This is a genomic window from Salinicola acroporae (genome assembly GCF_003206615.1).
Taxonomy (GTDB): domain Bacteria; phylum Pseudomonadota; class Gammaproteobacteria; order Pseudomonadales; family Halomonadaceae; genus Salinicola; species Salinicola acroporae.
In genome coordinates this window covers 62,460-88,208 of sequence record NZ_PZJW01000007.1, presented here as the reverse complement: position 1 = coordinate 88,208, position 25,749 = coordinate 62,460, and the positions used below count along the sequence as shown (strand labels likewise).

Sequence of the window (25,749 nt, the reverse complement as noted above, 5' to 3'; positions counted from 1 at the left end):
GAGAAGGGCCAGCGACTGATGTTGCTGGCCCTTTCCTCATGCGACAAGCACATGCTGAATTTCGCGGCTCGCGGTGTCAGCGATTCATCGCCTGCGGCAGGTAGAGCACGATCTCCGGGAAGGCCCGCATCAGCACGATGGCGAACAGCATCAGCAGGAAGAACGGCAGGGTCGCTTTGGCGATAGTGAAGATGTTCTTGCCGGTGAGCCCCTGGATCACGAACAGGTTGAAGCCGACCGGTGGGGTGATCTGCGAAATTTCCACCACGATCACCAGATAGATGCCGAACCAGATCGGGTCGATGCCGGCGGCGTTGATCAACGGCATGATGATCGAGGTCACCAGCAGGATCAGCGAGATGCCGTCAAGGAAGCAGCCCAGCACCAGCAGGAACAGTGTCAGCATCACCAGCAGCACGTTGGGCGACAGTCCCATCGCGGCGATGGCGCTGGCCAGCTGCGTCGGCAGCTGGGTGAAGCTCATGGCCGACGACAAGAACGAGGCGCCGGCGATGATGAACGCGATCATGCAGGAGGTGCGCAGTCCGGCGAACATCGACGCCAGGAAGATCGACTTGTCGAAGTGGCCGTTGAAGCGCGCGATGATCATCGACAGCACCACGCCCACCGCGGCCGCTTCGGTGGGGGAGGCGACGCCACCATAGATGCTGCCCAGGATGCCGCCGATCAATACCAGCAGCGGGATCAGCCGCCAGCTGTTCCTGACCTTGTCGAGAAACGGCATCGGCGCTTCGGCGTGTCCCGCGCCGCCGCGCCTGCCGGCAGTCAGCGACCAGATCACCAGGTAGAGCATGAATAGTGCCAGCAGCAGCAGACCTGGACCGATTCCCGCCATGAACAGGCGCGAGATCGACTGCTCGGTGACCACGCCGTAGACGATCATCATGATCGACGGCGGAATCAGCAGGCCCAGGGTGGAGGCGCTGGCCAGCGTACCGATCGCCTGCGTCTCGCTGTAGCCGCGACGCTCGAGCTCGGGCAACGTCATCTTGCCGACGGTGGCACAGGTTGCGGCTGAGGAGCCGCAGACGGCGGCGAACAGGCCGCTGCCGATGATGTTGGAGTGCAGCAGTCGCCCCGGGAGGCGGTTGAGCCAGGGTGACAGCGCGCGGAACATGTTGTCGGCAAGCCCGGATCGGAACAGGATCTCGCCCATCCATACGAACATCGGCAGGGCGGTCAGGTCCCAGCCGTAGCTGGCACCCCAGAAGTCGGAGGCGAGGATGGGGCCGACCTCGAAGCTCGAGAAGCCGGTCAGCGCGATCCAGCCGGTGCCGAGCAGGGCGAAGGCGATCCACACGCCGCCGCCGAGCAGGATCGCGAGGGTAAAGAGCGTTGCAAGACTGAGCGTGAGCACGAGTCGATACCTCGGTTCGGATTCTTGTTGGAGGCGTCATCAGCCGGCGAAAGTGTCACTCACCGCCGAAGTCGTCGTTGTCGCCGGGGGCCACGTAGCGCGACGGCGCCGTCACCGCTTGCTTCAGCGTCGTCAGCAGCGCTTCCAGCAGCGCCAGGCAGAGCAGCGCTAGGCCGACGACGAGGACGGTCTGGGGGATCCACAGCGGAATCGCCATCAGCCCTGCGGAGACGTCGCCGTAGTCGAGGCTCTCCTGGATCAGGCCGATCACTTCCCAACTGAGCAGGGCGCTGAGTGCCAGCGCGATCGCCAGGCACGCCACTTCGCACCACACTCGGGTCGCCGCCGGCAGACGGGCAATGACCAGCGTGACGCGGATATGAGCGTGATGAGTGAAGGTGTAGGCCAGGCTCAGGAAGGTGGCGCCGACCAGCAGGTAGGAGGCGATCTCCGAGACGCCGCTGATCTCGTAGCCGAGGCGGCTGGCACCGACCAGCACCAGCACGGCGTCGAGACAGCGCAGCAGTACCTGTAACGTGACCATGGCGCAGATCGCCAGCATGCAGGCCGCGGCGCCCCAGGCGCCCAGCCGGTAGAGCGGATTCAGTCTGAAGGTCATGACGGAGACTCACCGGGTGTGAGTGGAGACAGCCCAAGCAAACGGATGGCCCGCGCCAAGGCGGGCCTCGTGATGGGCGTTACTGGCTCTGCTTGGCCTGGCGTTCGCGGTAGCGATCGACCAATTGCTGGGCCTGATCACCGGCGCGTGCCTGCCAGTCTTCGAACAGTTTCTGGCCGGCGGCTTTCAATTGCTGCTGGAGCTTCTCATTGGGCTCGCTCACGGTGACGCCATGAGACTCGAGGGCCTTGGCACTCTCGGCGCTGTCTTCCTTGCTCATCTGCCAGCCGCGCCGCTCGGCCTTGGCCGCGGCGTCGAGAACGGCCTTCTGCGTGGCGTCGTCGAGACGATCGAAGGCGCGCTTGTTGACGAAGACGATGTTCTTCGGCAACCACAGGTTGGCATCACTGTAGTTCGACACGTAATCCCACGCCGACATGGACTTGCCGGTGGATACCGAGGTGATCATGGCGTCGACACGCCCGGTGCTGAACGCGGTGGGGATATCCGCTTCCTCGGTCTGGGTCGGGATGCCGCCCAGATTCTCGACGAAGCGCTGGGTGTTGATGTTCGGCGCACGGACCCGTAGGCCCTCGAACTGGGAGGCATCGGTCAGTTCGAAATCGGTGTAGATGCCCTGCGCCGGCCACGGCACCGCGTACAGCGGCATCAACCCCTCCTTGGCGAAGAGCTCGGTGATGATCGGCTTGGAGGCCTGCCACAGGTCGTAGGCGTCGGCGTAGCTGCCGGCCAGCCCAGGCAACGTGTCGACTTCGTAGATCGGCGATTCGTTGGAGAGCGTGGAGAGGAATATCTCGCCGGCCTGGACCGTGCCGCGGCGCACGGAAGGCTTGATCTCGGCGTGGCTGATCAGCGAACCACCGCTGTGGACGTTGATCGTCAGCTCGCCATCCGTCGCGTCGGCGACATCCTTGGCGAACTGCTTGGTGTTCTGGGTATGGAAGCTGGCATCGCCGTAGGGGGAGGCGAGGTTCCACTGGTCGGCGAGGGCCGGTGTCGCGACGGCGAGCGATCCCGCCACGGCGATCGTCAACAGTTGAACATGGGGTATGCGCATTGTTGGATTCCGTTTGTTATTGAGAAGGTCTTCCTGCACGCCGCTTGTTATTGAAAGGGGTCATGCTCGGGACATGGGACCTCTGCATTCTTCAAGTCGGCCGGCGATGGCGTCAAATCGTTAATTCTTATCCAAACTATCGGGCCAGACTTTCACCTCCTCCCACTGCCCGTCGCCGACGTGATCCGGGGAATGTTCCGCGGCGTAGCGAGCGGCGCACTCCTGGGCGAGTCGGGTGACCCCCCGGCAGAAGCTGGGATAGCTGCTGGTGCGCCAGATCGCATCGTAGAACATCGCCGGTAGCGGCGTGGGCAGTGCCAGCCGCAACAGCTCGCCGCGCTCGCAGGCGTCCGACACCGTGGAGACCGGTAGCGATCCGATGCCGACGCCATCGATGCTCATGCGGACGATGGTCATCAGCGTGGTGGCGCAGTGGATCTTGGGATCGTCGATACCGAGTTCGGCCAGATAGGCCACGAGCTCGCCGTAGGGGCGTGCCAGCTTGCTGAACGAGACGAACGGCAGGCGGGACAGCGCCGATGCGCCGCCCTGGCGCAGGCGCTCGGCATGTTGCGGTGCCACGAACAGGCCCATCTCGTAGGTGGCCAATGGCAGTTGGGTTACCGATAGCCCGGGGGCGACACCATCCATGGCGAAGATCATGTCGAGATCGTTGTCCGCCAGGCGCTGCTGCAGAACCGGCGAGATATCGACGGTGAGTTCGATGGTGAGCTGCGGGTGGCGTTCGGCCAGTTGGGTCAGGAAGGTGCTGAACCAGCTATGAGCGATGGTCTCGATGACCCCGAGCCGTAGCGTGCCGGAAAAGTCCTCCTGATTCTGGAATAGCTGCAGCGCCTCCTCGCGGCTGTCCAGCAGGCGTTCTGCATGGGCGTAGAACTCCCTGCCGCGCAGTGTCGGCTGCACCGGCCGGGCGCTGCGATCGAGCAGTGACTCGCCGACTGCCGCCTCCAGCCGGGTGATGCGATCGGAGATCGACGGCTGGGTCAGGTGCAGGCGCGCTGCGACCTTGCGAAACGAGCCCAGCCTGACGACCCAGACGAAGGCTTCGAGCTCCTTGAAGTCGAACATGAGGGGATCTCGTACTCGAAAGCGGATGGCCGATTCTTCGGCGCGGCGCCGTGAACGTCAACTCTCCCGCGCGTGTGGACCAGCATCGCGTGATGGATGAAAGATTGCGCCGATACTGCGCATCGCGAAAAACGATTGGACCCTGCGGCTGGCGTTTTCCTAAAGTGCAGTGATGCCACTTCGAGGGGCCAGCTTCCACGGCTCTCTTCTGAAAGTCCTGCCTTGGCGGGCTTTTCTGAAGTGGGTTGAGGCGATGGGCCCCCAGGCGGGACTTCCTACAACAACGATACGAGGTAATGCGATGCGCGCGCCCCTGCTCAACTGCGACATGGGTGAAAGTTTCGGCAACTGGGCGTTAGGGCTCGACGAACAGGCGATGCCTTTCGTCGATTGTGCCAATATCGCCTGCGGTTTTCATGCCTCCGATCCCGACGTCATGCGCAAGACCGTGGCGCTGGCCGTGTCCCATGGGGCGAAAATCGGTGCGCATCCAGGCTATCCCGACCTGATGGGGTTCGGTCGCCGCTCGATGGCCTGTTCGCCGCAGGAGGTCGAGAACCTGATGCTCTACCAGATCGGTGCCTTGGAAGCGTTCTGTCGCGCCGAGGGCACCCGTATCCAGTACGTCAAGCCACACGGTGCGCTCTACAATGACATGGCCGGCGACTTCGATCTGCTGCGGGCGGCGATGCAGGCGGTGGTTCGATACGATCGGGACCTGCCGCTGCTGGTGATGTCCACCGCCAACCCCGGACCGGTGCGCGAACTGGCCGCGGAGATGGGCGTGACACTGTGGTTCGAGACGTTCGCCGACCGCGCCTATGACGCCAGGGGACACCTGGTCTCGCGGCGTCTTCCGGGTGCGGTGCACCACGATCGCGGCACCATCGTCGAGCAGGCCGTGGCCCTGGCCAAGGGCGAGCCGTTGATCGCGGACGATGGCAGCGAGCTGCGACTGCCTGCCGATACGCTGTGCGTCCACGGCGACAATGCCGAGTCCGTGGCGGCGGTGAAAGCCATTCGCGAAGCCTTCCAGCGGTTGGCGGACGCATGAGTCAATCACCTTCCCCCGTCGTCTCGCCCTCTTTCGGTATCGAAACGGTCGGCATGGATGCCCTCATCGTCAGGCTGTTCGATGCCATCGACGAGGCGCACATGCCCTGGATCCTGGCCGCCGACAACGCCCTGCGGGATCGGTTCGGAGAGGTGCTGATCGACCTGGTGCCGTCCTATACCACGCTGCTGGTGCACTATGATGTGGCCCGGCTCTCCCAGCGCGAGGCCAGGCAGTGGGTCGGCGAAGCCCTGCGAGGGCTCGAACCGGCCTCCACCGAGGCCGGTCGGGAGCATCGCATTCCGGTGTGGTACGACGACAGTGTCGGCCCCGAACTCACCCGGGTCGCCGAGCGCCTGGGCGTCGATACCGATGAGATCGTGCGTCGCCACACCGGTCGCGACTATTGCGCCTTCGCCCTCGGGTTTTCCCCCGGCTACGCCTTCATGGGCATGATCGAGGAGAGCCTGGCCACGCCGCGATTGAAGACGCCGAGACAGAAGGTGGCGGCGGGCAGCGTGGGAATCGCCGAACGCCAGACCGCCATCTACTCGATGCGCTCGCCGGGTGGCTGGAACATCCTGGGCCGTACCGCCGTCGAGCTGTTCGATCGCGAGCGCGATGAGATCAGCCTGTTTCGTCCGGGCGATCGGGTCCGATTCGAACCGATCAGCCGCGAGGCTTTCATCGAACAGGGCGGCGACACCACGCCGCTGGAGGAGCGCTGATGGCGACGCCAGAAATCTCCCGGGCAACGAGTGCCGCTCTCGTCGTCGAGGCCACCGGGCCGCTGGCGCTGGTAGAGGACGCTGGCCGCTTCGGCGCCCGCCATCTCGGCGTGACCCAAGGCGGAGCGCTGGACTGGATCTCGCTGGGCTGGGCCAACTGGTTGCTCCGCAACGCGCCGGATGCCGCTGGCATCGAGATCGCCATGGGCGGGTTGAAGCTGCAGGCCACGAGCCGGATGCCGGTGGCCATCGCGGGTGCCGATCTCGGCGCCACGCGGGATGGTGAGGCACTGCCCGCCAACGGCAGCTTCGTTCTCGAACCGGGGCAGGTGCTGGCGTTCGACCAGCCCAGGGCGGGGCTGCGCGCCTACCTGGCGTTGCCGGGCGGAATCGATGCCGAACCTTTCATGGGAAGTCTCTCGACCGTCGCCCGTGAGCAGTTGGGTGGCCTCGATGGGCGGGGGAGTGCGCTTCGGGTCGGCGATCGGTTGATCGCGGCCTCGGCGACCGCCGATACCCGCGAGATGCCATTCGCGCCGGCCATGCCGCAGGAGGAGGCCACGCTCGAGCTGGTCACCGGCGCGCAGATTGCGCACTTCGATGGTGCCAGCCTGTTCGCGGCCTTCAATCAGGCCTGGCAGGTGGACAGTCGAGCCGACCGCATGGGCGTGCGCCTGACCGGCACGGCGTTACGCTGTCGGTTGGGGGGCATGATCTCGGAAGGCATCCCGCTGGGCGCGGTCCAGGTCCCACCGGATGGCCAGCCGATCATCCTGCTCAACGATCGCCAGACCATCGGCGGCTACCCGCGTCTGGGGGCGCTGTCGCCCATGGCCTGCGCGCGTCTCGGGCAGTGCGCGCCCGGCACGGCGATACGGCTCTCTCCGGTCTCTCCCCAGCAGGCGCGGCGAGCCTATCTGCGTCAACTCGCGCTATGGCGCTGAGCGTGGACGGGGTCGCTGCCATCGTTCGTCGGCGGGCGCCGGCGGGCAAGGGCGTCGGTCGCCATACAGTGTCGGCCCTTCAGTCGTCGCCCGCCTGGCGCATCGGTATCCTGTCGATGGTGGCGTAGATCTCCTGGAGGTCGACCTCCCCCTGAAGCTGCACCTTCTTGCCGCCATCCTTGCCGACCAGGATCGTCGTCACGCCCTGCTCGGGGCTGACGTCGACGGCCTCGAGCAGCGCCCGGGTCTCGTAAGCCGTCATCGGGCGGCCATGGCGGGTGCCGCTCTCTCCCTCGACCGTATAGAACACCATGTCCCGATCGTCGAACTGCTCCCGGGTGCGCTCGAGCTGCTGGCGCAGATGCCGGTAAGCGGGTTGTCCCGCATCCGGCGTCACCACGATGAGCGGGCGGAAGTTCCATCGGTCGGTAATCAGCGGGTTGGCCGGGTCGTTGCCGTTCGCCTGAGCCGAAGCCCCTGTCGCGAACGAGACTCCGGCCATCAGTACTCCGGCCATCAGTACTCCGGTCATCAACCAGTGTTTCATGGGATCTCCCTCGAGTGTCGTTTGTGAATCCCACATTGTGACTCCAGGGGCAGCAAGGGGTTCAAGCTGCCCGGATGGCAACAAGCTTATTCTTAGCAAAATTTTTTCTAAAAAAGTAAAAATATTTGCAGGTGGTGGGGTGTCAGGATAATCTTTCAAAACGAAAAGGGAGGAGTGAACCATGGCTGATCGCGATGGTTTCGATATGCCGCCGACATCGATCGCCGCCTTGCAGGCGCTCTCGATCGCCGCGCGTCGAGGAGAGCCCCGAGCACCGAAGTTGACGCCGGGGGCGCTCAAGTTGCTCGAGCAGCTGCTTGCCGCCCCGGAACTGGCGGCCACGCTCAGTATCTCGGCGCTGGCGAATCAGCACGGCGTCAATGCTTCCAGCCTGACCCGACTCTCGCACGCCTTGGGCCTGCCGGGGTTCAAGGCATTTCAAGCGCTGTTCCGCGCCGATGCGACCACCGGCGCCTTCTACTCTACCCGGGCGGAGCGGCTGCTGGATCTCGGTCAGATTCCGAGTGACGGCGGCTATCCCGTCCAGCGCCAGACCCTGTGGCAGGAGGAGATGGGCAACCTCTCCCGAACGGCCGAAGGGGTCGATGAGGCGACGCTGGCGCGTGCCGTCAGGGCGTTGACCGAGTCCCGACGAGTCCACGTCGTCGGCCAGCGTGCCTGCTTCGCGGGGGCGCACTATCTGGCCTACTACCTGGGTTACCTGCGCAGCGATGTACGCCTGATCGACTCTCTTGGCGGTGTCAATCTCGAGATGGGGCGTGAGTTGGGAGAGGGCGATCTGGTGGTGGGCATCAGCTATCGCCCGGAAACCCGGGTCAGTGTCGACTACTGCCGCCAGGCGCTGGACCAGGGGGCGCGATTGCTCGCACTGACCAATCAGGCGACGGCGCGACTGGCCACGATGACCGATATGACGCTATTGGCGGCAGCCGAAGGACCATTTTTCTTCAATCCCATGAGCAGCCTGTTCGTGACCATCGAGATGCTGCTGTCGCACATGGCTCACGAGATGGGGGGCGACGCGGTAGCGTCGATTCGCCGTCGTGAAGCCTTGATCGCCCGCTGGCAGATCGAATGACCCTCCCACCCCCCAACGACCCACCGAACCCAGGAGAACCGTTGTCATGACCGCCCGCCCGGGGCTTGCCGCCGCCCTGCTGAATCGCGCCTATGCCGATGACCTCGATGCCACGCCGGCATCCGACACCCTGTTGATCAATGAGCAGTCGCGATGGCTGGAGTCGCGCGGGGAACGCGTCATCAAATTCGGCTTTGGCCAGTCGCCGTTCCCGGTCTATGAGCCAGCGGTGGAGGCGCTGGCCCGACATGCAGACCAGAAAGCGTATCTTCCCGTCCAGGGGCTGCCGGCGCTACGGGATAGGGTCGCAAGTTTTCACAGTGAGCTCGACGGCACGCCCTGGCAGGCATCGAGAGTTGTCGTGGGCCCCGGCAGTAAACTGTTGCTGTTCGCGTTGATCAAGGCGTTACCCGAGGCGGAGATCTTGATCCCCGCGCCAGCCTGGGTCTCCTATGCGCCGCAGGCGCGTCTGGCTGGACAGCCTGCGGTCAAGCTGGCGGCCAGCTTCGACACGCGCTGGCAGATCACACCGGAGCAGCTCGAGGCGCATTGCCGAGCGGGTAGCAGCCGCACGCGACTGCTGATCCTCAATGCCCCCGGCAACCCGACCGGGCTCTCGCCTGATGTCGAGACGCAGCGCGCGCTGGCCGAGGTGGCTCGACGCCACGGCGTGATCGTGCTGGCGGACGAGATCTACGGTCCGCTGGACCACCACGGCTCGCACCGCGCCTTCGCCCGCGACTACCCCGAGGGCACAGTAACCACCAGCGGGCTCTCGAAGTGGTGTGGCGCTGGCGGCTGGCGGCTGGGTGTGATGCACCTCCCCGATGCACTGGGCGGTGAACTGTTCGCGCGCCTGCTCGGCATCGCCTCGGAGACGTGGTCCAGTGTCGCCAGCCCCATCCAGGAAGCGGCCTGCATCGCCTATCGGATGACTCCCGAACTGACGAACTATCTCGAGCGTCAACGGGCCTGGCTGGGCCTGATCGGCCACTGGTGCGCCGGCCGGCTGCAGGCGGCCGGCGTGCGCACGCTGGCACCGGACGGCGGCTTCTACCTGTTTCCCGATTTCGACGCTCATCGGGCAGCATTGGCCCGGCGCGGCATCACGACCAGCGCCGAGCTGACCGCCCGACTGCTGGAGGAGACCGGCGTGGCGCTGCTACCGGGGAGCGCATTCGGCTGCGATCCCTCCCAGCTCACGGTGCGCCTGGCTTATGTCGACTTCGATGGCGGCGCGCTGCTGGGAGACTGCCCGCAACGTTACGACGATCCCATGGCGGTGCCGGCCCTGGACAAGATCCGGGCCGGTATCCAGGCCATCGTGGAATGGTTACCATGATCGACGGCGAGTGATGGTGAGAGGATCGTCGGCGGCGAAGCGTGTCGATGTTTCCCGGCGATACATTAAATTGCCGGCAGAAACATTTTGGGGGGAACTCTCCCTCCGAACCGGCATCCCACTAGGGCACACGCATAAAATCGATATCTGGAGGTATTCATGCAAAGGATCACTGCATTTCTCGCGGCGGCAATGATGACGACCGGTCTCGCCAGCGCGCCTGTGATGGCTCAGGAGTCCGCCGACAGCGGTGCCCAGGCGCAGGCTCCGGCGCAAAACTTCTCCGATGACCAGCTCCAGCAGTTCGCTGATGCATCGCAGGATATCGCGATGATCTCTCAGGATTACACCGAACAGCTGCAGAACGCCTCCGATGAGGGAGAGCAGCAGAAGATTCGTCAGCAAGCCAACGACGAGATGGTTCAGGCGGTCCAGGATAGCGGCATGAGTGTCGAGCAGTTCAACTCGATCGGTCAGGCTATCCAGCAGGATCCGCAACTGATGCAGCGTGTGAAAGGGATGGTGCAGCAGCCCCAGCAGTAAGCACCGGCTGGGCGATCTCCGGGATCGCCCCCAACGAAAAACCGCCGACCCAGAGTCGGCGGTTTTTTTACGACTGTCCGATTCGAGGACGGGATCAGTTGTTGTCGATCGCGTCGCTGGCGTCGTTCAGCAGGTCGGACGTGGCGGCCTTGGTATCTTTCCAGGCACTGGAGGCACCTTGCTTGGTGTTTTCCCACGCTTCAGCCGCCTGGGACTTGGCATTCTGCCACCAATCGTTGGTGTACTCGGGCTGCTGCTTCAGCGCACTGTCGTCCATGTCGAGAACGACACGATATTCGATGTCATCGAGACTTTCGTCGTGATCGGTTTCGACGGTGAAGTTACCTTTCTCGACCACGAAATTCTTGTCGCCCATATCCAACACGCCACCGGCTTCGACGACCAGCGCCTGAACGCTCATGTCCTCGCCCAGCAGGATGTCCTCGACATCACCGATATCTTCGTCCGGCTTGCTGGCGAGAAAGACATCGGCGTCCATCAGTTCATCGGCAGAATAGAGGCCCTGCGCGTCCTGCGTTTCCTGAGCCGTTGCGGCCTGGGTCATCATCATGCTGCCGGCTGCCAGTGTGGCCACGCCGAGTGTCTGCTTCCATGACAGAGTTTGCATATACGTCTCCTTGTCTTGCGGCTTCGTTGGCGTGCAACTACCTGTAATCCATTAACTTTTAAAGATTACACTTTGTAATGTAGCTGTTCGTCGAGCATTTGCAAGCGAGTGGCCGACGTCGCTATAGCATGAAGGCCAGTTCCAGAGGCAGGTAGACGAAGGCCAGTAGCGTCGAGCAGAACACCAGGCTGGCGACGTACTCGGGTTCACGGCGGGAGCGTTGAGCGAACAGGTAGTTGTAGACGGCGACCGGCATGCTCATCTGCAGCGCCACGGCGCTGGCGGCGATCGGCGGCAGGCCGAGCCAGGCGGCGATGGCGAAAGAGAGCGCCAAGGCGATGGGCACCCGGCAGAGCGTGAACAGGAAACCGGAGGAGAGGTTGCGGGCCTGGATACTGGCCAATGAGACGCCGAGCGTGATCAGCATCAATGGGATCGTCAATCCGGAGAGCAGGTGCACGGTATTGCCGAGCCACGCCGGCAAGGACATGCCGGTCAGCATCAGCGTCAGAGAGATCGCGATGCTATAGAGCGTAGGGTTGCGTAGTAGTGTCTTCCAGGGGTTGCCACGTGTCGCCATCATCATGCCGACGGTGAACTGGATCAGCGCATTGGCGACCCAGGCCGTCATGGCGAACGTGAAGCCCTCCTTGCCGAATGCGTAGAGCGCGACGGGCAGGCCCATGTTGCCGGCGTTCGGATACATCATCGGCGAGATGATCACCTGCCAGGGTTTGTGCAACAGCCTGGCGACGCCCAGGCTCGCCAGCGCCATGCCGGCGAGCACCAGGAAGGTGGTCGCGAGCGTACGCCCGAAGGTATCCGGATCGACCTCGGCATTGGCCAGGGAGGCCAGGACCAGCGCCGGCGTGCCGATGTTGAAGACCAGCTTGGTGACGAACTCGGTGGGATAGCCGTAGCCCAGCCGGATCCAGCCGAACCCGATGCTCGCGCCAACCAGAACGGGGGCCATGACGGCGAACAGTTGAGCGAGCATCGGGGGTCCTTGAGCGTGATTGCGACGAAAGTGGAAGCGGTATTGTCGTCAATCCGTCACGTGGCTGGCAATCCACGATTGCCAGCCGATCGCAGGCCCGGTCGGTCGATCACTCCATCTCGACCACGATCCGGCCATGGTGATTGGCGCAGGTTTCCAGGTAGCGATGCGCTTCGGCAATCTCCGTGAGCGGAAAACGATGGTCGATCTGCGGCTTGAGCTCACCCGTCAGGGTCATGCGGTCGACATCGGCAATGGCGCGCTCCAACGCTTCGCGATTCTGCGGAATTCCCAATTCAGGCTTGCCGCTGAAATTGGAGAGGCAGTGCACGTGGAACTGAATGTTCTTGCGAAACGCCGCCTGGGCCGGGAACGTGGTCTGGTTGCCGCCCAGCATGCCGTAGAGCAGCAGCCGGCCGCGAGGCGCCAGGACATCGCCCAGCAGGTTCATCTGGGGGCCGCCCAGGGCATCCAGCACGATGTCGACGCCGTGATGATCGGTCAGCTTGTCGATCCGGGTGGCAAGATCCTGAGTCTCCGTATGGACCACAGCCGAGGCGCCAAGGGACTTCAGGTAATCGACAGCCGCCTCGTGGGGGGTGGCAGCGATTACCCGGGCGCCCAGCGCCCGCGCGACCTGCACCGCGTAGGGCCCGCCGATATGGCAGGCGCCGGTGATCAACACCGTTTCGCCAGACTGGAGATTGGCGATCTCGCGAAATCCCAGCCAGGCGACCAGCGACGGCACGTAATGGACGCTGGCCTCGCTTGGCGACAAGCAGCCGGGGTAGGCGATGAGCGCCTCCTCCGGTAGCAGCGCGCGCTCGGCGTGTGCCGTATACTGGTTGGGGTCGAAGGCGGGAATCGAGGCCACGCGATCACCTGGCGAGAACGCGCTGACGCCCGCGCCGACGGCGATGACCTTGCCGGCCATCTCGCTGCCCGAGCCGGCCGGCAACTGGGCCAATGTCGGCGCCATGTTGCGCCGCCACATGACATCCTGCCAATTGATGCCGAGTGCTTCCGTCTCGATCAGTACCTCCCCGTTGGCGGGGTGCGGATCGTCGCGTTCAATGATTTCCAGAACGTCGGCGTCGCCGAAGCGTTGAAACTGTATTGCACGTGACATTGTGCACCTCAATGTATCCAGGGCTTGTCCTCGACTCTATCGACGATGGGGGACAAACACTATGCTCAATGATCGATAGTGGCTATAACGGCTATCGATACGGCATTCGCGACGAGGGTCGATGCCGCCCGCCGAGGGGAGACATGAATGAATCGTAGTGACCTGCGTGGGGTGGATTTCAAGCTGCTGGTGGTATTCGAGACCCTGATGCAGGAGCGCAGTGTGTCGCGCGCCGCCGAGCGGCTGTTTCTGGGCCAGCCGGCGACCAGTGCCGCACTCTCCCGGCTGCGGGACGTTTTCGGTGATCCGCTGCTGGTACGTACCGGGCGCCAGATGGTGCCGACGGCCCGCGCGGAGCAGATCTATGAACAGCTGCAGCCGGCTCTCGATGCGATCTCCAACGTTCTCAGCCGCACCAGCGAATTCGATCCGGCCACCAGCGAAGCGGTGTTCCGGGTCGGGTTCAGCGATGACATCGAGTTCGCCCTGCTTCCCGCGCTGCTCAAGCGCCTGCGGACAGAGGCGCCGGGGATCGTGCTGGTGGTGAGGCGCGCCGATTTCCACCTAATGCCGCAACTGCTCAACACCGGAGAGGTGACCGTGGCTGCCGGCTATGCGCGAGATCTACCGGCCAACGCCAAGCAGAAGATCCTGCGTCATAGCCGCGCCAAGGTACTGCGGGCGGACAGTCGCCCGGGCGCGTTGACCCTCGACGACTATTGCGAGCGGCCCCACGCGCTGGTTTCGTTCGATGGCGATCTCAACGGCTATGTCGATGATCTGCTCGCCGAGCAAGGGCGCAAGCGTCGCATCGTGCTGGCGGTACCGCAGTTCAACAGCCTGGCCTCGCTGCTGCGAGATACCGACATGGTTGCCACCGTGCCCGACTACGCCGCCGAGGTTCTGGCGGCGCAGGGTGGGCTGCGTGTGGACGAACTGCCGCTGGAGCGCCCTCCATCGCCGTTGAGCATGGTGTGGCAGAGCGTCTATGACAACGATCCCGCGGAGCGCTGGTTGCGCTCACGCATTCAGATGATGTTCGCCGACGACGAGTCATGAGCACCGCCCGAGCCAGGGAAGGGGCCGAGGTGGCTTGACTTCATTAGTGAAGATCAGAATCATTCGCGCCTGCGGTCAGCCGATCATCTCGGCGCCGAATGCCACGCTCGACGCCCTGGCCGGCGCACCGACCACGCCTTTCGCCGACCCGCGGCGGCGGGGCATCGTGCCAGGCAGTCCGCTCGAGCCCCATCGCCGGCCATGGAACCCGAATGGAACTACTGCGCGTCGTCTTTCGTCATTATCGCTGGCCGTTCATCGGCGTCATGCTGCTCAGTCTGCTGAGTGCGGCGCTGGGGATCGGCGTCATCGCCTTCATCAACCACTACCTGATCGTCACCGATCCGGTTGGCGGTGAAATCAGTGCGGTCACGGCCTTGCTGCCGTTCATCGGGCTGGTGGCACTGCTGCTGGCGGTGACGCTGGGGTCGCAACTGGCGTTGACGACACTGGGGCACCACTTCGTCTATCGCCTGCGCGGCCGCCTGATCAAGCGCATCCTCGATACCGATATCGAGCGTCTCGAGCAGCTCGGCAGCGCCCATCTGCTGTCGTGCCTCTCCAGCGACATCCGCAACGTGACCATCGCCTTCGTTCGCCTGCCGGAGCTCGTCCAGGGGATCGTCATCACGCTGGCCTCCGTCGGCTACCTGTTCTGGCTATCGCCGCCGCTGCTGCTGGTCACCGCCATCTGGATCGCCGTGACCATGCTGGTCGGGTGGTGGCTGGTATCGAAGGTCTATCACCATATTCGGATCACCCGCGCCACCGATAGCCGGCTCTACCAGGATTACGAGACGATCATCCATGGCCGCAAGGAGCTGGCACTCAATCGCGATCGTGCGCGTCATCTGCTGGAAGAGGTCTACGGCGCCGACGCTCGAACCTATCGCGATCACATCATCCGCGCCGATACCTATCACCTGAGCGCCGGCAACTGGACCAACATCATGATGCTGGGCGCCATCGGCGTGGTGTTCTTCCTCGCCAATGGCCTGGGCTGGTCCAACACGGCCGTCGCCGCGACGTTCTCGCTGACGCTGCTGTTCCTGCGCTCGCCGCTGATTCAGGCCGTCGGTGCCACGCCGACGCTGATCACCGCGCAGGTGTCGTTCGACAAGCTGCGCGAACTGGCACTGGCGGAATACCGCGAAGGGTTCGACCTGGTGGAGACCCACAGCGAGTGGCAGGTGCTCGAAATGCGCGACATCAGCTATCGCTACCCGGCCAGGGCAGGGCGGGACGGCTTTGCCGTCGGGCCGATCAACCTGCGTCTGGAACGGGGCGAACAGGTCTATCTGATCGGCGGCAACGGCAGCGGCAAGTCGACGCTGGCCAAACTGTTGACCGGGCTCTACCGACCCCACTCGGGGGAAATCCGCATTGATGACGAGATCATCGGCGAGTCGGAATGGCACCGTTACCGCCAGCGTTTCTCGGCGGTCTACACCGACTTCCACCAGTTCGACCGGTTGATGGGGCCGCATGGCGGCAGTGCCGATCCCGCGCTGCTGGATAACTGGCTGCAGACCCTGCAGCTGGCGAAGAAGCTACAGCTCGACGACGGCAAGGTGCTCGATACCGAGCTCTCCCAGGGGCAGCGCAAGCGCCTCGCGCTGCTGATGGCGTTGGTCGAACAGCGACAGATCCTGTTGCTCGACGAGTGGGCCGCGGACCAGGACCCGCAGTTCCGGCGCGCCTTCTACCGTGAACTGATGCCGCGCTTTCGGGAACTGGGCATCACCGTCTTCGCCATCAGCCACGACGATCACTATTTCGCCCACGCCGACCGGCTGCTGGAGATGCGCGAGGGCCATCTGCGCGAATTGACCGGCGACGAGCGCGAACTGGCCAGCCGGGATGCGGTGGCGCGAATCGGTACCTCCTGACAGGGCCGGACGGCGTCGCACGTCATCTAGCCGTCGTCGCCCGATGACGACCGGGAAAGGGCGGATCTGCCGCCCGGGAGCGCCTTGCCCTTGCGCTGGCCCACACTGCTCTCCTGGGCCAAGCGTTGCCCGCCGTGACGGGCCTTGGCCTCCATCACCGGAATCAGATCGCCCTCGCTGAGATGACGCCAGAACCGCTGCGGCATGTGCTGGGTCATCACCCTGTGATTGAGACGCGCGGGGTTGAAGGTGCTGACGAAATAGGTCCGCCAAAGGGCGTGCTCCTCGTCGGCGTTGGCGTGCTCGGCGGCCGTCCTGGCCTGGTCGGTCCAGTCCTTCGGGCAGGGAGTGCGATAGTCCAGCGCCGAGCCGTCCCACCTTACGCCGCCACGGGGGGTGGCGATGATCCAGCGTGATCCGCCCATGCGGTCGGCGAAGTGCTCCGCGCCCAGGTCGAGCACGTCGTGGGCGGGCTCGAACCAGGCGAGATAGCGTTCACCTCGCCCATCGTCACGTCGGTGGAAGCGCAGGAAGGCATGCATGTGATGCGCTTCCCGCTTCACCGCGTGCCAGCGCTGATGCAGCACGCGGCCATCGACGTCGGCAGGATGCATGGCTGCGGCGTCGCCCTGGGCCCATCGCCACAACACCCGGTACAGCAGTGGCCAACGCGGCGGGTCGTGGCCCTCGACACGATAGCGCGCGACGTTACGCAGCAGCGTCAACTGGTCGCGACCGATCCGGATCGGTGCCGGCGGCGAGCCTGGCGGCATGGACGGTGGCTCCCGCGAGGAGAACAGATCGTCATGACTGGCGTTGCCATCGTGCCAGGTCACGCTGGCCGGGGGCGCGCCGAGGTGAAGCAGCCGGCGCGCTTGGGTGCGCCACTCATCGAAGTCGTTGGCCCAGGCAGCGGACGAGGTCGGGCCCATCGAGGCATTGGCCATGGCGGGATCTCCTGCGGAACGCGGCGCTACCACAGCGCCATCTGCGCCGGCTGGGGTTGGGTCAGGCTCTGGCGCAGGCGAGTGCTGTCACGCTGGGCATCGGCGGGGCGGTAGTCCTGGGTCACCACGAAGGGCCGCAAGGTCTCCAGGCGACACCGCAACGCCACCAGGTCCTGATAGCGGATGCGCCGCAGTCGCCGCAGATCGACCAGTCGCTGCACGCTGCGCAGCCCGATACCCGGAATGCGGGCGATCATCGCCGGCTCGGCGCGGTTGAGGTCGACCGGGAAGTCGTCGCGGTGGGCCAGCGCCCAGGACAGCTTGGGGTCGATCTCCAGGTCCAGGTTGCCCGGTGCGTTCAGCAACTCCTCGGCCTGGAAGCCGTAGCCACGGATCAGGAAGTCGGCCTGGTAGAGCCGGTGCTCGCGCAGCAGTGGCGGCGCGGCCTGGGGTAGCCCGGCGGGGCGCTCCGGAATCGGGCTGAACGCCGAGTAGTAGACGCGCTTGAGGCGGAAGTCGCGATAGAGGTGCTGGGCGGACTGGAGGATGGTGCGGTCATCGGTGGCATCGGCACCGACGATCATCTGCGTGCTCTGGCCACCGGGCGCGTAGGTTGGCGCCATGCGCTTGGGGTTGGCGCTGCGCGGCAGGCGCTTCGCATCCCTCTCGGCATTGTCGTTGGCGGCATCGATGCGCTGGCGCATGTACCCCATGGCCGAGTGGATAGTGCCGAGCTCCTTTTCCGGGGCCAGGGTCTTGAGGCTGGTCAGGGTCGGCAGTTCGATGTTAGCGCTCAACCGGTCGGCGTAGCGCCCGGCTTCCTCCAGCAGCCTGGGATCCGCTTCCGGAATCGCCTTGAGATGGATATAGCCGCGAAACTGATAGGTCTCGCGCAGCAGCTTCGCCACCTGGATCAGCTGCTCCATGGTGTAATCGCTGGAGCGGATGATCCCGGAGCTCAGGAATAGCCCGCTGATGGTGTTGCGACGGTAGAACGACAGCGTCAGGCGGACGACCTCCTCCGGCGTGAATCGCGCTCGCGGCACGTTGCTCGAGCGCCGGTTGACGCAGTACTGGCAGTCGAACAGGCAGAAGTTGGTCAGCAACACCTTGAGCAGCGAGACACAGCGGCCGTCCGGGGTGAAGCTGTGGCAGATCCCCATGCCGTTCGACGAACCGAGCCCCGCCTTGCCGCGAGACGAGCGCTTGGGTGCGCCGCTGCTGGCGCAGGAGGCATCGTACTTGGCGGCATCGGCGAGGATGGAGAGCTTGTCGATCAGTTCCATGCGGCAATCCTGTGACCCATCTCGAATACTGTCTTAATATACAGTATTCGAGATTGTCGAGATCGACAAGGTGGATTGCCGAATCCGAGGCGGGCATCGACGCTGGAGAGGCTAAGCGCTCAGCCTGGTTGGGCCATCCGTTCCTCGATCCACGCCCTGACGTCGGGGTAGGGGCGCTGCTCGTGGACGCCGAAGCCGTTCAACTGCCGCGCCTTGAGTGGTGTGAACACCGGCATCGACAGCCCACACAGGAAATGAGCGATGCGCTGCGCGCCGGGCAAGGTCCCGAGCTGTTCGCGATGGCGTTCGATGAACGGCCCGGCCTGGCGGGTAAAGTCGGCATCGGTCAGCTCGGGCAACGGCGGCGCTCCTGGCAGACGCGCGACATGGCCGTGGCAGACCGAGCAGTGGCCGCAGCCTTGGGCGGCCTGACTGCGATCCGCCGGGGCGCCACCGTGCTTGAATCGGGTATCGCCGAAGTAGGCGGCGAGTCGCCGGGTCAGGCAGGTTTCCGATTCGAACAGGTCCAGCATGGCCTGGAGGCGGTCGATCTCCGCCTGCTCCCGGGATTGGCTCTCCGCCAGCAGTCGATCGGCGAGCGCGTCGATATCGAATTCGGGCTGGCGGACCTCGTAGACGTCGGTCATGCGTTTGCCTTCCAGCACCACCCAGCCCTTGTCCTGGAAGTACTCCAGGGCGGCGATGACCCTCGAGCGCGAGGCATCGATACCCGCCGCTGCGCCGGCCTGATGAAGTCGCTCGAAATCCACCGTTCCCCAGGTCCTGGCGATGGCGATGTTGTCGATCAGCAGGCGCACGAAGTCGGCGCGCTCGCCCTCGAAGCGCGCGACCAGGTCGGCGGTCTCGTCGAGATAGCGCAGTCGATACTCGGCCAGGTAGGCGAAGCGGGGCGCGATGACGCCGTGCATCTCGAGCCGGACCAGCAGCGTCTTCAACGGCAGCAGACGGACGTTGCTGTCGCGGGAGAGCGCGTTGAGCAGCACCGGCCACTGGCGCGCCGGCTGCCGGCCGGCGTCGGCGATCTCGCCGAGCACGTGGCGGATACCCTCGCGTTCCGGCGCGTCGCCGTAAACGAAGTTCTCGAGCACCCGCAGGCCGTCCCGACCGGCCAGCATCAGGCAGCGCGACGGTTTGCCGTCACGTCCGGCGCGGCCGATCTCCTGGCTGTAGTTCTCGATCGACTTGGGCAGGTCGTAGTGGATGACGTTGCGGATATCGCCCTTGTCGATCCCCATGCCGAAGGCGATGGTAGCGACGATGCAGGGAATCTCGCCCTCCATGAAGCCCTGCTGGATCCGGTCCCGGGTCTCGCTGTCGAGGCCGGCGTGATAGGCGCGCGCTGCAAAGCCCTGGTTCGCCAGCGCCTTCGCCACCGACTCGGCGGTCTGCTGCAGCGTGACGTAGATGATGGTGGACGATTGCTGTTGTGGTGCGCGTTGCGGCGCCAGCCATTCGACCAGTGCGGGGAGGCGGCTGTCGGTCTCTACCGGCTGGACCAGCAGCTCCAGGTTGTTGCGATAGAAGCCGGTGGTGACGACATCGTCCTCGGCGATGGCGAACTTGGCGCGCATGTCGTCGATCACCGCGGGTGTGGCGGTGGCGGTCAGCAGCAGCGCCTGGGGGATGCCGAACTCGCGCTGGTAATCCGGCAGTTTCAGGTAGTCGGGCCGGAAATTATGGCCCCACTCGGAGATGCAGTGCGCTTCGTCGATGACCAGTAGCGAAATCGCCACCTGACGCAGGAAGTGCCGAAAGCGCTCGTTCTTGAGCCGCTCCACCGACACCATCAGGATCTTCAGCTCGCCGCGCCGGGCGCGCTCCATGATCTCGCGGACGGTATCGCGATCCTGGGTCGAATCGAGGCTCGCGGCCGCCACGCCGTGGCGCTGGAGAAACGCCAACTGGTCCTGCATCAACGCCAGCAGCGGCGAGACCACCAGCGTGAGATGTGGCAGATGCAGCGCCGGCAACTGATAGCAGAGTGACTTGCCGGCGCCGGTGGCGAAGATCGCCGCGGTGGAGCGACCGGCGATGACGCGCTCGACGACGGCCTCCTGGCCGCCGCGAAAGTCTGCGAAGCCGAATACGTCGAGCAGGGTTTCGCGGGCGCCCTGGATGTTGGCCTGGGTCATGTTCTCTCCTGGGGCCACGGCGCGGTTGCAGCCAGCGAGTGGGCATCGGCCGGCTTCTCGGCGGGCGGTTCGGTCTGGTGTGGCGTCAACGCCGGTTGGGCGTGTCGCGACGAGCGATAGCTGACGCCGTGGCGCAGGCGCGGTGCCTCCGGGCCGCTGTGCAGCGCGGTGACCCGGTCGATGATGGCGCGGTCGGCCAGGGTCAACCGATCCAGCATGCGTAGATGCTGCAGCCAGTTGGGCACCAGGAAGACCTCCTGCCACAGGTCGCGATCGACGATATCCCGATAGAGCGACCAGCGCTTGGCGCCGTTGCGCAGCCGCAGCCGGCGCAGCGGGCGGACGGCACGGGCGAATTCCCGCAGATGGTCACCATCGATGCGGTACTCGACGGTCACCATCACCGAGCCCCGCGCCGGGTTGAACTCGAAATCGGGCCGATCGGTGTGGGCCTCCGGCGCCTCGATCAGATCGCCGGCGTCCAGGTTCGGCAGCTTGGAAGGAAGCAGCAGCAGCGCCGAGACGATCAGCAATCCGCCGGCCAGCATCAGCGCCATCTGCACGCCCAGCCCCTCGGCCAGTTGTCCCCATAGCAGCGAACCCAGGGTCAGCCCGGCGTAGAGCGCAGTCTGATACAGCGCCAGCGCCCGCGCCTTGACCCAGTCCGGCACCAGGATCTGTACCGAGGAGTTGTAGGAAGCCACCGCCGCGATCCAGCAACTGCCGCCGACGATGAGTGCCGGGAACAGCACCCACAGCGTATCGAGACCGCCCAGCGCCAGCATCACCAGCCCCAGCAGCATGGCGGAAAAACTGATCAGTCGGCTGCTGCCGACCCGCTGGCGCGCCCGGTTGACCAGGGTGCTGCCGGCGATGGCACCGATTCCGAGGCCGCCGAGCATGTAACCGTAGAGCGAGGCGCTGCCGCTGGGATGCTGATGGGCCAGCAGCGGCAGCAGCGCCCATAGCGCGCTGGCGGAGATGCCGAAGATGAACGAGCGCATCATCACCAGCCGGGTGACACTGGAGTACTGGACGAAATGCAGCGCGGCCTTGACCCCTTCCCACAGCCGCTCCGGCGGCTGCGACTTGGGCAACACGGCGCGCTTCCAGTGCCACAGCGCGGCGATCAGCCCGCAGAAGCAGAGCACGTTGAGCAGGAATATCCAGGCCGGACCCACCGCCGCCAGCAGCAGGCCGCCGATGGCCGGCCCGATGGCGCGGGCGGCGTTGTAGTTGACGCTGTTGAGCAGCACCGCGCTCGAGACCAGATTGCGCGGCACCTGCTCGTTGACCGCCGCCTGCCAGGCCGGGGTGGTGATCGCGCCGCCGATGGAGACGCACAGGATCGAGGCGATCAGCAGCGCCGGCGAGAGCAGCTCCAGGAAGGCGATCGCGGTGACGAACAGCCCGCCCAGCACCTCGATGCCCAACCCGAACAGCATCACCTTGCGGCGATCGTAGTTGTCGGCGATCACGCCGGTGACAATCGACATCAGCACCAGCGGCAGCGCCGCCGCAACCTGGATCATCGCCACTGCCACTGCGCCACCGTCGTTCGAGGTCACCACCCAGGCCGCCGCCACCGACTGCGCCCACAAGCCGAGGTTGGCGAACAGGTTGGCGATCCAGATCATCCGGAAGGCGGGGACGCCCAGCGGGGCGAAGGTGCTGACATCCGCCGGGCGTGGCGGCGTCTGCTCGGGTTCGAGGGTCAGGTCGCTCTGGCGGGAAACGGGTTGCAGCATGACAAGCTCGCAGACAGGAGGCGAATCGGAAGGCAAAGCCTGGAGATTAGCATCCTTGGTCCGCCTGCGAGGGTCCAGTGCTATCGCTAACCGGCAAGCCCCATGTCAGGAAACGATGGGTATCATGGTGACAGCGGCGATGGCCGTCTACTGCAGTACCGCGATGGGACAGGCGTCGGCGGGGTGGTTCATGACCCGCATGGGGATGCCGTAGATGGCTTCCAGGTTGGTATCGTTCATCATGCTGGCGGGTGCGCCTTCGGCAAGCAACTTGCCGCTGTGCAGCGCGACCAGATGATCGCAGTAGCGCGCGGCCATGTTGACGTCGTGGAGCACGATGATCACGCCGAGCCCCAGCTCGCGACAGAGCTTGCGCACCAGCGCCAGCACTTCGACCTGATGGGCGATGTCGAGCGCCGCGAGCGGCTCGTCGAGCAACAGGTAGCGGCTACCCTGGGCCAGCAGCATGGCCAGCCAGACCCGTTGCCGCTCGCCGCCGGAGAGGGTATCGACCAAGCGGTCGGCGAAGGCTTCGGTGTGGGTCAGGGCGATGGCACGCTCGATCTGCTGATGGTCGTGGCCGTTGAGCCGACCCAGCAGGCCGTGCCAGGGGTAGCGGCCGAAACCGATCAGTTCGCGGCAGGTGAGGTTCTCCGCGCTGGGCAGATGTTGCGGCAGGTAGGCGACGTGGCGGGCGAACTCGCGGGGCTTCCAGTGCGACAGCGGCCGGCCATCGAGCCGGATATTGCCCTGGCTTACCGGCTGTTGTTGCGCGAGCAGCTTCAGCAGTGTCGACTTGCCGGAACCGTTGTGCCCGATCAGGCCATAGACCTGGCCTTCACCGAAGGTGAAATCGATGGGAGAGAGCAGCGCCTTGCCCGCAATCTCGAAGCTCGCCGACTGGACTTCGAACATGGCCGGGGCAACCTCGCGGTGAGTGGTGGGTCACGTGACGGAATGCAATCCTAATTCAAATACGAACGGTTATCAAAGACAGTTGTCGCCGTTTATCGTCTGGCGGCTTCCCTGCCTGCCGACCAGCCGTCTCCGAGGAGTGTGAATCCACGAAGAGAAGCGTGAATTCATGAAGAGGGGCGTGGACCCATGAAGAGCAGCGTGGAACGATGAAGAGATGGGTGGACCCATGATAAGGAGCGTGAGCCCGTGAAACCGTGGTTGTTGATCCTGCTGTTCGCGCTCGTCGGCGCGGGCGCGCTGTCCGCCGTCGCTTCCCACGAACCGTTCGAACCGCGGTTGGTGAAACTGGAGACGCAGCGGGCCCTGCCGTCGCTGGACGATGGGCTGGCCGGGGAGTCGCCGGCGATCAATGCGCTCTTCCTGAGCTATGCCGACGAGCCGGCGTTGTGGACCAGCGCTTGGCTGGCGATCCAGAACCACGGTGATCTGGCGCGATCGGCACTGCTCGATTACGGACTCGATCCAGCGTTCCAGCGGGTGCTGGTGCGCTACGGGGCGGATGCGGTGCTGCCGGTGGTCTATTACCGCGATCACGATATTGCCACGCTGCGGGCGCAGCACTGGTTGGGCACCCACTACCGTGCGGCGAGCGAACGGTTGGCGCGCTGGTGGGACGATGGCGCGAGCGATGCTGGCGTGGACGTCTCTCCCGGCCAGGGCGAGAGCGCGAGCCAGGCCGAGGACGTAGCCTCGGCGAGAAGCAATGAGAATTCGGCCGAGAGGGTATTGACGCCCACCCGCCGTGGGCAGGTCGCCATCGCCATTCTCGATGCCAAGGGCCACGATTTTCTGCAGCAGTTCGTGGTCGATCCCGGCGGCGAGGTGCAATGGCTGCAGAGCGAGCGCCTGGTGAGCGACCTCGGTGATCTCTTCACCAGCGGTCTGCGCGACCTGGAGAGCCAGTGGCGACGCGGCGAGGCGATCGGGGTGGCCGATATCGGCTGGGCGGGTGTCGACCTGCTGGTGATGGCCAGCGCGATCAAGGTGCTGCGGGCCGGCCGGGTGGTGCGAGCCGGCGCCGCTGTGGAGGGGCAGGGCGCGCGGGCCGCCGGACGCGGCGTACTGGCCGGCGGCGGTCGCTTCGTCAGCCTTTCGCGGGCGGCCAAGGTCGCCGCGATCACCGGCACGGCCTACATGGTCGTGCGTCACCCCAGTCTCGTCAGTGCGCTGGGTGCCAATGTCTCGCGATGGCTGGGCTGGCCGGTATGGCTGGGACAGTTTCTGCTCTGGATGGTGGTGCTGTTGCCGCTGCTGGTCGTGGTCCGGTTCGTCTATCGCTGGTTGCTGGCGCCGTTGCTGTGGCTACTGGTGCCGTTGCTGAGAGCGACCTCGGGAATGCCGCGATGGCTGATGAAAAGGCAACGCTCGCCTGGCGATGGCACACTGCAGTCTCGACCGGAAAACGATGCGAGAACGGATCCCATGCTATGAAACACGAAGCCTGCAATGACGACGAGGCCTATTGCCTGGTTCTCGAACCGCCCGATATCGAGACCTATATGCGGCTTCGACACGAGGCCGGCATGAACCCACGCAGTGCCGCCGGTGCTGAACGCGGCCTGCCCGGCAGCCTGTTTGCTGTGCAGGTCGTCCATCAGGGGGAAGAGGGGAACGAGACGGTGGGCATGGGCCGCGTCGTCGGCGACGGCGGTTGCTTCTACCAAGTGGTGGATATCGCCGTGCAGCCGGCACACCAGGGGCGTGGCCTGGGCAAGCGGATCATGGCCGAGATCCGCGCCTATATTCTGCGCGAGGCGCCGGAAAACGCCTTCGTCAGCCTGCTGGCAGACGGCGAGGCCCACCGGCTCTACGCCCAGTTCGGTTTCGAGCTGACGCATGCCATCGGCATGGCGTGGTATCCCGACCGAGCCGGCCATCGGTCGGCCGAAGGCTGACTGGCCGATCACCGGGCCTCAGTGGCGTGGCTCGCCGTCCAGCATCTCCAGCTCGTCCTGGCAGCGGGTCACCGCCTGGGCGATATAGCGTCCCGCCATACGCTCCGAGACACCGAGGCGCTGGCCGATCTCGCGCTGGGTCAACCCTTCCAGGCGATGCCAGATCAGTGCCTCGCGCAGCTGATCGGGGAGCGCGCCCAACGTTCGCGTGAGCTGATGGACACACTGCCGCTGGCATACGTCCGTCTCCGGGCAGACGCGCGGACAGACCAGTACCGGCTCCAGGGCGTCGATGGCGATCAGTTCGGGATGCTGGCGGCGCCGATGATCGATCAGCAGGTTGCGAGCGATACGGAAGAGGTAGGCGCGCGGATTGTCGAGCACCCGGCGTACCGGCGCGTCGAGCAGACGCAGGTAGGCGTCATGGCAGAGATCGGCGGCCTGGTCCCGAGAACCGAGTTGGCGATCGAGAAAGCCAAGCAGCTCGTGGTGGTGTTGACGGTAGAGGGATTCGAACATTGCTTCGCGCATGAGGGCGGCCCCGCGGGCAGAACGACAAAAGTGTCGCGATCATGGCAAAAATGAGAATCATTAGCAATAAGTTGCCACCGGGCACCTC

24 protein-coding genes are annotated in these 25,749 nt (G+C 65.0%); 10 read left to right on the top strand and 14 right to left on the bottom strand.

Annotated features, from left to right (window positions below):
* Positions 1–76 precede the first annotated feature (76 nt).
* The 4 genes from DOM54_RS13180 to DOM54_RS13165 all read right to left on the bottom strand — a co-directional run bounded on the left by DOM54_RS13180 (position 77) and on the right by DOM54_RS13165 (position 4,164).
* The gene (locus DOM54_RS13180) at positions 77–1,378 is read right to left on the bottom strand and encodes a TRAP transporter large permease (protein ID WP_110716784.1); all 1,302 of its coding nucleotides are present in this window, start codon (positions 1,376–1,378) and stop codon (positions 77–79) included.
* A gap of 55 nt (positions 1,379–1,433) precedes the next feature.
* Positions 1,434–1,997, bottom strand: a complete 564-nt coding sequence (locus DOM54_RS13175) for a TRAP transporter small permease (protein ID WP_110716783.1) — start codon at positions 1,995–1,997, stop codon at positions 1,434–1,436.
* Positions 1,998–2,076: 79 nt separating this feature from the next.
* Positions 2,077–3,075, bottom strand: coding sequence for a TRAP transporter substrate-binding protein (locus tag DOM54_RS13170; protein WP_110716782.1), 999 nt, complete (start codon positions 3,073–3,075; stop codon positions 2,077–2,079).
* A gap of 120 nt (positions 3,076–3,195) precedes the next feature.
* On the bottom strand, positions 3,196–4,164 hold the full coding sequence (locus DOM54_RS13165) for a LysR family transcriptional regulator (RefSeq protein ID WP_110716781.1): 969 nt from the start codon (positions 4,162–4,164) through the stop codon (positions 3,196–3,198).
* A gap of 301 nt (positions 4,165–4,465) precedes the next feature.
* Here DOM54_RS13165 and DOM54_RS13160 point away from each other — a divergent pair, with 301 nt between their 5' ends.
* Genes DOM54_RS13160 through DOM54_RS13150 form a run of 3 tightly spaced genes read left to right on the top strand, consistent with a single transcriptional unit; the run spans position 4,466 to position 6,890 of the window.
* Positions 4,466–5,218 carry a 5-oxoprolinase subunit PxpA gene (locus DOM54_RS13160; protein ID WP_110716780.1) on the top strand — a complete coding sequence of 251 codons (753 nt, stop codon included), beginning with the start codon at positions 4,466–4,468 and terminating at the stop codon, positions 5,216–5,218.
* Positions 5,215–5,946 carry a 5-oxoprolinase subunit B family protein gene (locus DOM54_RS13155; RefSeq protein WP_110716779.1) on the top strand — a complete coding sequence of 244 codons (732 nt, stop codon included), beginning with the start codon at positions 5,215–5,217 and terminating at the stop codon, positions 5,944–5,946. The genes DOM54_RS13160 and DOM54_RS13155 overlap by 4 nt, the downstream gene beginning before the upstream one ends.
* Positions 5,946–6,890: a 5-oxoprolinase subunit C family protein gene (locus DOM54_RS13150; protein ID WP_110716778.1), complete on the top strand. Its 945-nt coding sequence runs from the start codon at positions 5,946–5,948 to the stop codon at positions 6,888–6,890. The genes DOM54_RS13155 and DOM54_RS13150 overlap by 1 nt, the downstream gene beginning before the upstream one ends.
* Positions 6,891–6,969: 79 nt before the next feature.
* Here DOM54_RS13150 and DOM54_RS13145 read toward each other — a convergent pair whose 3' ends face one another.
* Positions 6,970–7,437 carry a DUF4174 domain-containing protein gene (locus tag DOM54_RS13145; protein WP_240613894.1) on the bottom strand — a complete coding sequence of 156 codons (468 nt, stop codon included), beginning with the start codon at positions 7,435–7,437 and terminating at the stop codon, positions 6,970–6,972.
* A 181-nt stretch (positions 7,438–7,618) separates the two neighbouring features.
* Here DOM54_RS13145 and DOM54_RS13140 point away from each other — a divergent pair, with 181 nt between their 5' ends.
* The 3 genes from DOM54_RS13140 (at position 7,619) to DOM54_RS13130 (ending at position 10,421) form a co-directional block, all read left to right on the top strand.
* Entirely contained in the window at positions 7,619–8,536 is a 918-nt protein-coding gene (locus tag DOM54_RS13140) for a MurR/RpiR family transcriptional regulator (RefSeq protein ID WP_110716777.1), read from the top strand.
* A gap of 46 nt (positions 8,537–8,582) precedes the next feature.
* Entirely contained in the window at positions 8,583–9,878 is a 1,296-nt protein-coding gene (locus DOM54_RS13135) for a pyridoxal phosphate-dependent aminotransferase (RefSeq protein WP_110716776.1), read from the top strand.
* 159 nt (positions 9,879–10,037) lie between these two features.
* Complete coding sequence (locus DOM54_RS13130; RefSeq protein ID WP_110603142.1) at positions 10,038–10,421, top strand: DUF4168 domain-containing protein; 384 nt, start codon at positions 10,038–10,040, stop codon at positions 10,419–10,421.
* Between the two features lie 94 nt (positions 10,422–10,515).
* Here the strand turns inward: DOM54_RS13130 and DOM54_RS13125 are convergent, their stop codons facing one another.
* From DOM54_RS13125 to DOM54_RS13115, 3 genes are all read right to left on the bottom strand, one after another.
* Entirely contained in the window at positions 10,516–11,049 is a 534-nt protein-coding gene (locus DOM54_RS13125; protein ID WP_240613893.1) for a PRC-barrel domain-containing protein, read from the bottom strand.
* Positions 11,050–11,170: 121 nt separating this feature from the next.
* A complete protein-coding gene (locus DOM54_RS13120; protein WP_110716775.1) occupies positions 11,171–12,046 on the bottom strand; it encodes an AEC family transporter in 876 nt (291 codons plus the stop codon).
* Positions 12,047–12,155: 109 nt separating this feature from the next.
* Entirely contained in the window at positions 12,156–13,175 is a 1,020-nt protein-coding gene (locus tag DOM54_RS13115; RefSeq protein WP_110716774.1) for a zinc-dependent alcohol dehydrogenase family protein, read from the bottom strand.
* Between the two features lie 147 nt (positions 13,176–13,322).
* On the opposite strand from DOM54_RS13115, the gene DOM54_RS13110 reads away from it, so the two are divergent.
* Both DOM54_RS13110 and DOM54_RS13105 read left to right on the top strand, forming a co-directional pair.
* A complete protein-coding gene (locus tag DOM54_RS13110; RefSeq protein ID WP_110716773.1) occupies positions 13,323–14,234 on the top strand; it encodes a LysR family transcriptional regulator in 912 nt (303 codons plus the stop codon).
* A 212-nt stretch (positions 14,235–14,446) separates the two neighbouring features.
* Positions 14,447–16,123, top strand: coding sequence for a multidrug ABC transporter permease/ATP-binding protein (locus DOM54_RS13105; RefSeq protein WP_110716772.1), 1,677 nt, complete (start codon positions 14,447–14,449; stop codon positions 16,121–16,123).
* Positions 16,124–16,149: 26 nt separating this feature from the next.
* On the opposite strand, the gene DOM54_RS13100 is transcribed toward DOM54_RS13105, so the two are convergent.
* The 5 genes from DOM54_RS13100 to DOM54_RS13080 form a co-directional block, all read right to left on the bottom strand.
* Positions 16,150–17,070 (bottom strand): TIGR03915 family putative DNA repair protein, encoded by a 921-nt coding sequence (locus DOM54_RS13100; protein WP_110716771.1) that lies wholly within the window; start codon positions 17,068–17,070, stop codon positions 16,150–16,152.
* A gap of 26 nt (positions 17,071–17,096) precedes the next feature.
* Positions 17,097–18,356, bottom strand: coding sequence for a putative DNA modification/repair radical SAM protein (locus DOM54_RS13095; protein WP_110716770.1), 1,260 nt, complete (start codon positions 18,354–18,356; stop codon positions 17,097–17,099).
* A gap of 119 nt (positions 18,357–18,475) precedes the next feature.
* Positions 18,476–20,509 (bottom strand): RecQ family ATP-dependent DNA helicase, encoded by a 2,034-nt coding sequence (locus DOM54_RS13090; protein ID WP_110716769.1) that lies wholly within the window; start codon positions 20,507–20,509, stop codon positions 18,476–18,478.
* Complete coding sequence (locus tag DOM54_RS13085; RefSeq protein ID WP_110716768.1) at positions 20,506–22,257, bottom strand: MFS transporter; 1,752 nt, start codon at positions 22,255–22,257, stop codon at positions 20,506–20,508. The genes DOM54_RS13090 and DOM54_RS13085 overlap by 4 nt, the downstream gene beginning before the upstream one ends.
* Positions 22,258–22,404: 147 nt before the next feature.
* Positions 22,405–23,172, bottom strand: a complete 768-nt coding sequence (locus DOM54_RS13080; RefSeq protein ID WP_110716767.1) for an ABC transporter ATP-binding protein — start codon at positions 23,170–23,172, stop codon at positions 22,405–22,407.
* Between the two features lie 249 nt (positions 23,173–23,421).
* Here DOM54_RS13080 and DOM54_RS13075 point away from each other — a divergent pair, with 249 nt between their 5' ends.
* Together DOM54_RS13075 and DOM54_RS13070 are read left to right on the top strand one after the other, a co-directional pair.
* Positions 23,422–24,666 carry a hypothetical protein gene (locus DOM54_RS13075; protein WP_206019101.1) on the top strand — a complete coding sequence of 415 codons (1,245 nt, stop codon included), beginning with the start codon at positions 23,422–23,424 and terminating at the stop codon, positions 24,664–24,666.
* Positions 24,663–25,130, top strand: a complete 468-nt coding sequence (locus tag DOM54_RS13070) for a GNAT family N-acetyltransferase (RefSeq protein ID WP_110716766.1) — start codon at positions 24,663–24,665, stop codon at positions 25,128–25,130. Before DOM54_RS13075 ends, DOM54_RS13070 begins: the two co-directional genes overlap by 4 nt.
* 18 nt (positions 25,131–25,148) lie before the next feature.
* On the opposite strand, the gene DOM54_RS13065 is transcribed toward DOM54_RS13070, so the two are convergent.
* Positions 25,149–25,661, bottom strand: a complete 513-nt coding sequence (locus tag DOM54_RS13065) for an RNA polymerase sigma factor (RefSeq protein WP_110716765.1) — start codon at positions 25,659–25,661, stop codon at positions 25,149–25,151.
* Positions 25,662–25,749: the final 88 nt, after the last annotated feature.